Here is a 9,431-nt window from a genome sequence, read left to right as displayed (position 1 = left end):
CCTCCATCTCGTCCTGTTCCTCGGTGTTGTTGGTGACGCCGGCCAGGAGTACTGCGAGCGCCTTGTCGGCCTCGCCCGAGATCTCGTGCTCGAGGCTCTGCGCGACGGTCAGCGAAGCGACGAGACGGTTGCCGATCTTCTTCGCGCTGGCGGCGGCGGCCGCCAGATGCTGCCGTGCCGTTACCGGATGGCCGCGATGAAAGGCGATCGCTGCGGCGACTCCCCGGTCACAGCAGATCACGCCGGGATCCTTGAACTCGTCCGGCAACGTCTCGACCTCTGCCTGGGAGTCGTCCCAACGCCCTACCTTGAACAACAACTCGCCAAGAGCACTCTGCGCCTGCGCAAGCCGAACGAGGCTGCCGGCGTTGTCGGCGCGTTCGCGGACGAGTTCCGCCGCGGCAATGGCCTCGCTGTAACGGTCCAGGTAGCCGAACGCGACAGCTTGGTTGATCTGCAGGAGCAATCCGAGATCGGTGAGAGCTCCGTCCCCGTCGACAACGTCGAGCGCACGTTTGAACAGTGGGAGCGCGGAGAGGACATGCCCCCGCATCATCGCCGCGATGATCAGTACATGCAGGGACCAGCCGACCGCCCAGCTGTCGTTGACCTGCTCGGCGACGGCGAGGGATTCTTGAGCAAGCTCGTCGGCAGCCGTCACTTCACCTTGATCGCGCTGCGCGCGAGCGACCAATACGAGCAGTCGCGCCCGTTCGCGGGCGCTCAGGTCCGGCCGCTCCAATGCGAGGTTCAGCGATTCAATCGACTCTCCCGTCCGGCCGGCCATCGCACGGCATTGGGAGACCGTCCAATGAAGGTCGACGAGGATGTCGAGATCGATTACGCGCTCCATCGCACGAGATGCGATGCGCTCGGCTTCGGCGCGGTCGCCCGCCCGGAACAGTGCGTCGGCCAGCCGACCGGCCAGGACCGCTCCTCGCTTGGTCGTCGTGGGTGACCGGCGGCACGCCTGGCGCAGCACGCCGATCGCCGTCAGGGGGGCCTGGGCTACCAGCGTCTGTGCTGCGTCGGCCAGCCAGTCCAGCAGTGTGTCGTCGAGCTGGCCGGCGTGAGGCGTGCTGAATGCGTGCAATAACTGCTTGGCTACCCGACGGTGCGGAACACCGGCACGTGCGAGCGCGCGAGCCGTGTCGAGATGCCATGCGGGTCGTACGGCCTCCGCGATGCCGTCGTACAACGCGGTGCGGATCAGCGGGTGCCGGAACGCGAGCCGCTCACCCGCATTGCGCAACACCCCCGATGCGAGCGCCTCGTCGATCGCCGGCACGAGTGCCGGAATGCGGCGATCCACCACGATCACGAGATCTGCCACCAAAAAGTCCGCCCCCAGCAACGCGGCGGCCTGCAACACCGTACGGGCGTCGCTCGACAGGAAGTCGAGCCGGTGCGCGATCGCGTCGAGCAGCGAGCGGGGTACCGGACCGTCGACCACCTCGACCTGACCGTTCTCGGTGAACGTCAGCCGGTCCGACCGGGCCAGCGCGTCCACCAACTCCTTGAGGTAGAGCGGGTTTCCGGCGGCCTCCCGAACGAGTTCCAGCAGCTTCTCCCCCGGCTCGGCGGCCGTGATCGACGAGACGAGGGTCGCCACCGCCTGGTCCGGCAGGTTGCCCAGGCGGATGACGGCCTCCGCGCCGACCACGCGCCGTACGGCGGGCAGCTCGTCGCGCTGCGGAACCGGCCGGGCGATGCCGACCAGCAGCAGTGCGGAACGGTCGACGGAGCGGGCGAGCCATTCCCAGATGCCGATCGTGGTCCGATCCGCCCACTGCAGGTCGTCGACGACGAGGACGGTCGGCGCGGCGCTGCAGACATCCGCCAGGAGGGTGAGCATCTGCTCCGCGGCCGCCATGGTCGGATCGACCACGCTGGTGACCTCGCCCTGGAGCAACCGAAGGATCGTCTCCAGCCGAGGTTCCTCCGTGGACCCGCGTGCTCCCAGCGCATCCAGCAGTGGTTGCAGCGGCAGCGCCTGGCCCAGCTCGTCCGCCGCCGCCCAGTAGACCCGGCAACCTCGCCGCTCCGCGTGCTCGTACGCGGCCCGTACGAGCGAGGACTTGCCGACTCCGGGCTCACCCTCGACGAACACCGCGCGGCCGGTACCGGCGACGGCCTCGTCGACCCACGCGGCCAGCCGGGCGAGCTCGGCGTCCCGCCCGACAAGCATGGTCTCGGCCGACATGCAGACACCGTAACGGCCCCCCGGGCCTCGGCGGCGCGACGCGGCCGCCGCCGAGGCCGTGCTCGAGCAACCGGGTTCGCTCCTCGCCCGGCCTATGACGACGGGCCGCACCCCCACGCGGCTCTCGTCCGTCGCGCCGACCTCCCCACGCGCGCCGACGCCGGTCCCGGCCACCTCCCCGAACGTCCTCGAGTGCTCGTGCACACGGAGACCCTCGTCCGGATCGCGGAACGAGACATCAGTGATGCCACGGACATGCGTTCCGCGTTGCCACCGGGCCGGCCGGCGTCAGACTCGCCCATCCGAGTGGATTTCTCGCGCTGGTCTCTCAGTTCGGACCGACGCCACGTTCCACTTCAGACGGTCGCGATCGGCGCGTGGTGGCCGTTGCGTACCAGGGTGAGGGCGGCGTCGGCGAACTTGGCCGGGTCGCTGTTCGCCGCCAGTTGTGCGGCCGCCTGAGCCGCCCGGTCCGACGACGCCATCGCGGTGCGGACGGCGGCGCGCAGGCGTTGCGGGGTGAGCTGCTTCGGCTTGAGCGTGCGGCCGCTGCCGGCCTCGGTGACGCGGCGCGCGATCTCCGGCTGGTCGCGGCCGAACGGGACGACGACCATCGGCACGCCCTGCAGCATGGCCTTGGCGACGATACCCATGCCGCCGTGACACACGACCGCGGCGCACTGCGGCAGCACGTGGCCGTGCGGCACGAACCGCTCGAGGCGGACGTTGTCGGCCCGCGGCAGGTCCAGCGGCTCCGGGCTCGTCGCGGTGATCAGCACCCGCACCGGCTCGCCGGCCAGTGCCCGCGCGGCGGTGACGGCGAGCCGCTCGTCGCCCTGGTAGTCGGTCGAGCAGGTGACGAGCACCCACGGATCTCCGGGTTCGTCGAGGTATGCGGGACGCTCGGCGGGCAGCTCCCACGGCTGCACGCCGACGAGGTGGGTGTTCGCCGGCAGCTCCCGGCGCGGGTACTCGAGCGGCTCCGCGGTCAATGCGATCACCGCGTCGGCGTTCTGCTGGATCTCAAGCGGCGAGCGGAAGGGCCGCAGCCCCGCGGAGGCGCGCAGCTCGTTGAGGCCGGGGAGCATCGTGCGCGCGAACAACCGCTCGACGACCCGCCACAGCACCGCGTCGCGGACCCGGCCCACCGGGCCGGGCTTCGGTCTCAGCCCGAGACCGTACGGCGGGATTCCCCGCTCGGGCACGGCGATCACGGACGGCTGCATGATCGCGTACGGAATCCCAGCGGCCTGGGCGTGCGTCTGCGCGCCGTAGGTGATCGTGTCGACGAGCAGGGCATCCGGGCGCACGGCGGCGATCGCGTCGGCCAGGTCGGGAATCTCGTACCGGCCGCGGCGCATCAGGTCGCCCTGCCCCTGCCGGAGGCGGTCGCTGTCGGAGCGGGCGGTGTAGTCGCCGACCTCGATGTCCACCACGTCCGGGCTCACCGGCGACGCGTCGAGGCCGGCCGCGCGCAGCGCCGGTACCAGCTTCGGCAGGGTGCGGACATGGACGTGGTGACCGCGCGCCTGCAGTGCGAGCAGACCGGGCACGACCGGTAGGACGTGGCCGACTGCGGGTGCGGTGTAGGCCAGGAAGCGGGACATCGGGATCTCCTCGGGTCGGGGCCGAACTTCTGCTAGTATGAGGTCATATTAATTTGTGTCAAGCACAAATCAATGGAGATGGCCCGATGGGGACCCGACGCTACGAGATGTCACTGCGCAACCGCGCCAAGGAACAGACCCGCGAGGCGATCCTCGACGCTGCCGAGGGCCTGTTCGCCGAGGCCTACTTCGACGAGGTCACGCTCGGTGACGTCGCCCGCAGGGCGGGCGTGTCACAGCAGACGATCGCGAACCACTTCGGCAGCAAGGGCGAGCTCTACCTGCGCGGGATCGCCGAGCGGTGGGCGCCGGCCATCGATGCGCAACGCTCGACCGCGAGGGTCGGCGACGTCCGCTCGATCGTCGCCACCATCTGCGCCGACTACGAGCACACCGGCGTGTCCACCATCCGCGGCCTGGCACTCGCCGAACGCTTCGACGAGCTTGCCCAGGTGATGCGCGGTGGCCGCGAGTACCACCGCAAGTGGGTGGCGAAGGTCTTCGACCCGCTGCTGCCACCGTCCGGAAAGGAGCGCGAGCGGCTCGTCACGCTGCTCGGCATCGCGCTCGACGTCCGGACGTGGGCGCAGCTGCGCCACGACGCCGGCATGGGCCAGCGGGCGACACGCGACCACATCGAACAACTCGTCACCGCCCTCGTCGGGCACCGCGGAGACTGACAGCGTCGCGGCCCAACGCCGGCATGGGTCCTCGAAGCAACCTGAGTACGCCGACCTGCCGTCCTCGGGGTGACCGAGTGGGCGGTGTCCGGTGGCGGAGGTCAGCGGAGTCTCCAGGCCGCCCCGGAGGGGCGAGGCCCGAACGACCCGGGCAGCTGCGCACCCGCCCCCGGCGGTGAGGTGCAGCTGCTCCTCGTGCGGGACCACACCCGCAGCCAGGAGGTCGTCCGTCCACTACAGCGGCTGCGAGGGCCGGGGCACCGACGACGGCCGCACTCGCCACCGGCTCACCGCGGGCGTGCGGCAGCCGCTGCTGACCGGCCCGCACACCCCGGACGGTGTGCCCGGCGCGATCGGCAAGCTGGCCTGGCCGTGACCTCGATCAGGTGCGGCGCCGCAACAGCCGTCCCGTTCGCCGGCCGAACCAGAGCATCGGCCAGGCGGCGATGAGGCCCACACCCGCCGGAAGCCCCTGCTGCCACGCGGGCACGCCCAGCGCAACCGGGCCGCCACCGCCTTGCGGGTTGTGGTCGCCGACGCCCTGCCAGCGCGCCGGCGGCAGGACGATCGAGCGGGCCTTGCCGATCACGTTGGCGATGGGGACGACGCCGCGCAGGCCGCCACCGCCCTGGAAGCGGGAGTCCCGGGAGTTGTTGCGGTTGTCACCCATGACCCAGAGGGTGCCCTTGGGCACGACGATCGGGTCGAAGTGCTGCCGGTTGTTGGGCTTGCCCTTGTCCCAGTAGATGTAGGGCTCGTCCAGCGCGCGACCGTTGACGAGGACCCGTCCCTTCGGGTCGCAGCACTGGACGGTCTGCCCGCCGACCGCGATCACCCGCTTGACGAAGTCGCGCTCGTCCGGCGGCGCCAGCCCGACGAGGGCGCCCACCTGCTGGAGCGAGTTGGTGACGAAGTTGCCCGAGGGTGCCTGCTGGTCACCGTAGTCCGTCCACGAGTCCGGGCCCTCGAAGACCACGACGTCGCCGGGCTCGGGATCGGTCAGGGCGTAGCTCAGCTTGTCGACGAGCACGCCGTCGTTGTCGCAGGTCGGGCAGCCGTGCAGCGTCTTCTCCATCGACCCGGACGGGATCGAGTACACGCGGCCGAGGAACTGCTGGATGAGGAACGTGAGCAGCAGGGCGACCGCGGCGAGGGTCAGCAGCTCCTTCCAGAGCGGCTTCTTCCGGCGGCGGCGCGTGGCCGGCGCGGCCTCCGGGACCTCGGCGCCGGCACCGACCGGCTCGCCGCCATAGGGCGGGTCGTCGGGACCGAGTGGCCTGCCGTCGGCACTGATGGGTTCGGGCGGCGGCAGGTACTTGCTGTTGTTCGGATCGCCCCGCCGCCACCGCGACGGCTCGGCGTACTCGCCGAACCGCGGGAGCATGTCTGTGCGCTCCGGGTCGTTGTCCGGCCACGGTGGGCGCACGGGATTGGCCACGAATCCAAGGTACGGGAGAGCCGTGCTGACCGCTGTTAAGTCGACGAATCGCCGGCTCGCCGCTTCATCGGCGCCAGACCCGCTCGCCGTCGACGCGGTCGCCGGTCGGGACGAGGCCGAGCGCCTTGGCCACGCCTTCCGACGCCGCGTGGCCCGGCAGGATGTGCGCGGTGAACTCCGCGGGGTCGAGCGTCGCGCGCAGCTCGGCGCAGAACGCGCGCATCATCTCCGTGCCGAACCCCTGGTGCTGCGCCGCCGGATCGACCAGGTAGGCGATCTCGCAGGTGCCGCGCGCCACCGTGGCCTGCGCGAGGCCGACGAGCCGGCCGGCGCGTCGCGCCACGTAGTTGATCCAGCGCACGTCCGGTTCGGCAGACCCGCGTAGCCATCGTTCGGCCTTGCGTCTGGCCTCGGTCTCCGAAGCGGGCGCGTCGCCGATGTGTTCGTGTGCGCAGGCTGGACGTTCATGCGGTCGCTCCGGAACGAGCTTGTGGAGCCCAGAGCACAAGTCGAACCGTAGCATCGCCCGCGCCCACGGCGAGGTTCGTCGCGGAGCGCGCCAGAACGAGGCCGAGCAGGCATCCGACCGCCCGTGGAGCTCCCAGCACAGGAATCCGAAGTGGACGATCGAAGCGACCGGCCGCGGCTCCGCCTGCCGCGGCGGGATCGGACGCGATCACAGAGCCCGCTCGGGCGAGGCATCGTCACTGGAAGGTGACCCGTTCCGTGCTCCCGGCTTGGGACGATGTCGCACCCGACCACGAGACGCCGTGGGGGCACGATGACGGACAACCCGGACCCAGAGAACCGAAGACCGGACGGCGAGCGGCAACCAGCCACTCCCTACGACCAGGCAGGGTCGTACCTGCCGCCGATGCCCCCGGAACAGGGCTACTGGCAGCCCGCGATGAGCCGGCCCGGAGTGATCCCGCTGCGGCCGCTCGGCGTGGGCGACATCCTCACCGGGGCCATCTCCACCATGCGCCGCTACCCCGCGCTGATGCTCGGCGTGACGGCGGTCGTGTTCGTCGTGACCGAGCTGATCATTCTCGCGGCGTCGTTCCCGCTCCTCGACGAGATCAACCGGACCGTGGTCACGATCGACCAGGACACGACGGCCGGTGACGCCTTCAGCCTGTTCGGCAAGAGCATGGCGGTCGCCGCCATCGGGATACTGCTCGTGCTCGTCGCCCGCGTCTTCCTGGCGGGGTTCCTGACGCTGGTGGTGGGCAACGCGGTGCTCGGCCGGGCCCAGGGCTTCGGTGACGTCTGGGCGCGGGTACGGCCGCGCCTGTCGCCGCTGCTCGGGCTGACCCTCGTCTACCCGGCGGTGATGATCGTCGCCGGTCTGGTGGTCTTCGGGCTCGCGCTGGTCGTACCGCCGCTCGCCGTGCTCGTCGGCATCGGGCTCGTCGTCATCGGCATCTGGCTGGTCGTGCTGTTCTCGCTCGCCACCCCCGCGCTCATGCTGGAGGACGTCGGCGTGTGGACGGCGTTCGGCCGGTCGATGCAGCTCGTTCGCGGGTCGTGGTGGCGGATCCTCGGCATCACGTTGCTCGGCGCGCTCATCGCGGGCGTCGTGTCGGTGATCATCACGCTGCCCTTCGAGCTGGCCGCCGGTGGCTACTCGATGACCGCGACCGAGCCGGCCATGCCGCCGGCGAGCTACCTCGTGGTGTCGACGATCGGCGCCGTCATCGCGAGCACGGTCACCGAACCGTTCGTCGCCGCGATCACCGTGCTGCTCTACACCGACCAGCGGATTCGCCGCGAGAATCTCGGCCCCGACCTGGCCGCGTCAGCCGGTCCCGTGCCGCCGGCGGTGAACTGAGCCAGGTGTCCGATTTCATCCAATGGGGATGAGGCCGCCGGTCTCCGCCCCATCGAAGGTCGGTGGACGTCCACGATTCAGGAGGGACTGCACCGATGGCCATCACCCTTCCGGCGTTCACGCCGCTCGAGGACAGCCTGTGGCTGACGCTGTGCTGCCGGGCACTCGACAACCGCCGTTCCCACCCCATCCTCGGCGACACCGTGGCCGACCAGATCGTCCGCACGCTCGACTACGACTACCGCAGGTTCCACGTCGACACCAACTTCATCAACAACGTCGCCCTGCGCGCCAAGAAGCTGGACGAGGTCTCCGCCGGATTCCTGGCCCGCAACCCGGTCGCGATCGGTCTCGACCTGGGCGCCGGGCTGGACACCCGGATGGTCCGGCTCGGCCCGCCGCCCGGCGTCGACTGGTACGACGTCGACTTCCCCGCGGTCGCCACCGTGCGTGAGAGCCTGGTACCGGCTCACCCCAACGCTCGGGTGATCGGCGCGGACGTCACCGAGAAGGACTGGCTGGAGGCGATCCCCGCCGACCGCCCGGCCCTGATCGTGGCCGACGGGCTGATGGGGTTCCTCACCCAGGAGGAGCTGGCCTCGCTGCTGGACCGGATCGTCAGCCACTTCCCGAGCGGCGAGCTGGTCTTCAACAGCTACACCAAGTTCGCCGTGTGGGCGGCCCGGCACGCCCCCGGTTCCAAGTCGGTCGCCGACCTGATCAAGTTCCCGGGCATCGACGACCCGCGAGAGTTCGAACGCTGGAACCCGAAGCTCAAGCTGGTCAAGGAGATCCTGCTGAGCCGGGAACCCGAGATCGCCGAGTTCCCGCCGCTCCTCCGCCTTTACTACAAGCTGCAGTCCCTGAGCACCAGCTGGTCGCGGAAGGGAACGATCATCTTGCACTACCGCTTCTAGCTCCCGACCGCGCCCGAGTCTGGTCGCGGGTTCGGACGTAAGGCGCGTTTCACCCGCGGCGCGACCGGTCGTGGCACGCCGACAAGAGGTCGACTTGTCGACACGATCTCACCGACCGTCATCGCCCGACACGGGTGCTCGGCGTCGACCGGGCGGGGTGCGTACCCTGTCCCCTGGCACGCGGCGCGTCGAGCATCTGTGTATGCCCTCGGCCTGACACCCCTGGGCTTCGCTCACCCGCCGCGTGCCCCTTACGCAGGCAGTTTCCGGAGGAAGAGCCAGTCGGCGCCGGTCGAGACCGCCGCCGAGCACCTACGTGCCGCGCCATGGTGGTCGGCGCCGGAACCGGGACGCGCGCGTATCGCCGGGGGCCACGCCGGCCGGGCGGTGTAGCCGAAACGCGTAGCGTGGATGGTGGGCCGGCGCCGTTCGATCGAACGCCCGGCTCGGAGGGCGCCGCATGGAACTGTGGGTGATCTGGCTGGTGATCGCCGTGGTGCTCGGTGTCGCCGAGGCATTCACCACGACGGCGGCGCTCGGCGTGCTGGGTGGTGCCGCACTCGTTCCCGCTCTCCTCGCCGCGATCGGCACGCCACTTCCCGTCCAGCTCGTGACGTTCGCGGTCGCCGCCACGGCCGGGCTCGTGCTGGTGCGCCCGGTCGCGTTGCGGCACATGCGGCAACCGCAGCTGGAGCGGTTCGGCATCGAGGCGCTGGTCGGCCGGCGGGCCTACGTGCTGCGCGAGGTCACCGACC

9 protein-coding genes are annotated in these 9,431 nt (G+C 70.6%); 5 read left to right on the top strand and 4 right to left on the bottom strand.

Annotation, left to right across the window (positions count from 1 at the left end; all coding sequences use genetic code 11):
* Together VH969_RS19690 and VH969_RS19685 are read right to left on the bottom strand one after the other, a co-directional pair.
* A partial coding sequence (locus VH969_RS19690; RefSeq protein ID WP_331976284.1) for an ATP-binding protein occupies window positions 1-2,203 on the bottom strand: 2,203 nt, incomplete at its 3' end.
* 356 nt (window positions 2,204-2,559) lie between these two features.
* Complete coding sequence (locus VH969_RS19685; RefSeq protein WP_331976283.1) at window positions 2,560-3,810, bottom strand: glycosyltransferase; 1,251 nt, start codon at window positions 3,808-3,810, stop codon at window positions 2,560-2,562.
* A gap of 86 nt (window positions 3,811-3,896) precedes the next feature.
* On the opposite strand from VH969_RS19685, the gene VH969_RS19680 reads away from it, so the two are divergent.
* The gene (locus VH969_RS19680; RefSeq protein ID WP_331976281.1) at window positions 3,897-4,490 is read left to right on the top strand and encodes a TetR/AcrR family transcriptional regulator; all 594 of its coding nucleotides are present in this window, start codon (window positions 3,897-3,899) and stop codon (window positions 4,488-4,490) included.
* 175 nt (window positions 4,491-4,665) lie between these two features.
* Window positions 4,666-4,866, top strand: a complete 201-nt coding sequence (locus tag VH969_RS19675) for a hypothetical protein (protein ID WP_331976279.1) — start codon at window positions 4,666-4,668, stop codon at window positions 4,864-4,866.
* A 6-nt stretch (window positions 4,867-4,872) separates the two neighbouring features.
* Here VH969_RS19675 and lepB read toward each other — a convergent pair whose 3' ends face one another.
* Both lepB and VH969_RS19665 read right to left on the bottom strand, forming a co-directional pair.
* Window positions 4,873-5,928, bottom strand: a complete 1,056-nt coding sequence (lepB, locus tag VH969_RS19670; protein WP_331976277.1) for a signal peptidase I — start codon at window positions 5,926-5,928, stop codon at window positions 4,873-4,875.
* A gap of 64 nt (window positions 5,929-5,992) precedes the next feature.
* A complete protein-coding gene (locus tag VH969_RS19665; protein ID WP_331976275.1) occupies window positions 5,993-6,451 on the bottom strand; it encodes a GNAT family N-acetyltransferase in 459 nt (152 codons plus the stop codon).
* Window positions 6,452-6,709: 258 nt separating this feature from the next.
* Here VH969_RS19665 and VH969_RS19660 point away from each other — a divergent pair, with 258 nt between their 5' ends.
* The 3 genes from VH969_RS19660 to VH969_RS19650 all read left to right on the top strand — a co-directional run.
* Window positions 6,710-7,759 (top strand): DUF7847 domain-containing protein, encoded by a 1,050-nt coding sequence (locus VH969_RS19660; RefSeq protein WP_331976273.1) that lies wholly within the window; start codon window positions 6,710-6,712, stop codon window positions 7,757-7,759.
* Window positions 7,760-7,854: 95 nt separating this feature from the next.
* Entirely contained in the window at window positions 7,855-8,676 is an 822-nt protein-coding gene (locus tag VH969_RS19655; RefSeq protein WP_331976271.1) for a class I SAM-dependent methyltransferase, read from the top strand.
* Between the two features lie 460 nt (window positions 8,677-9,136).
* Window positions 9,137-9,431: NfeD family protein (locus tag VH969_RS19650; protein WP_331976269.1), on the top strand; the 295-nt coding region annotated here is incomplete at its 3' end.

This window comes from Actinophytocola sp. (assembly GCF_036555685.1).
Lineage (GTDB): Bacteria > Actinomycetota > Actinomycetes > Mycobacteriales > Pseudonocardiaceae > Actinophytocola.
The sequence above is the reverse complement of the archived record's forward strand: the minus strand, read 5'-3'. Positions and strand labels throughout refer to the sequence as shown.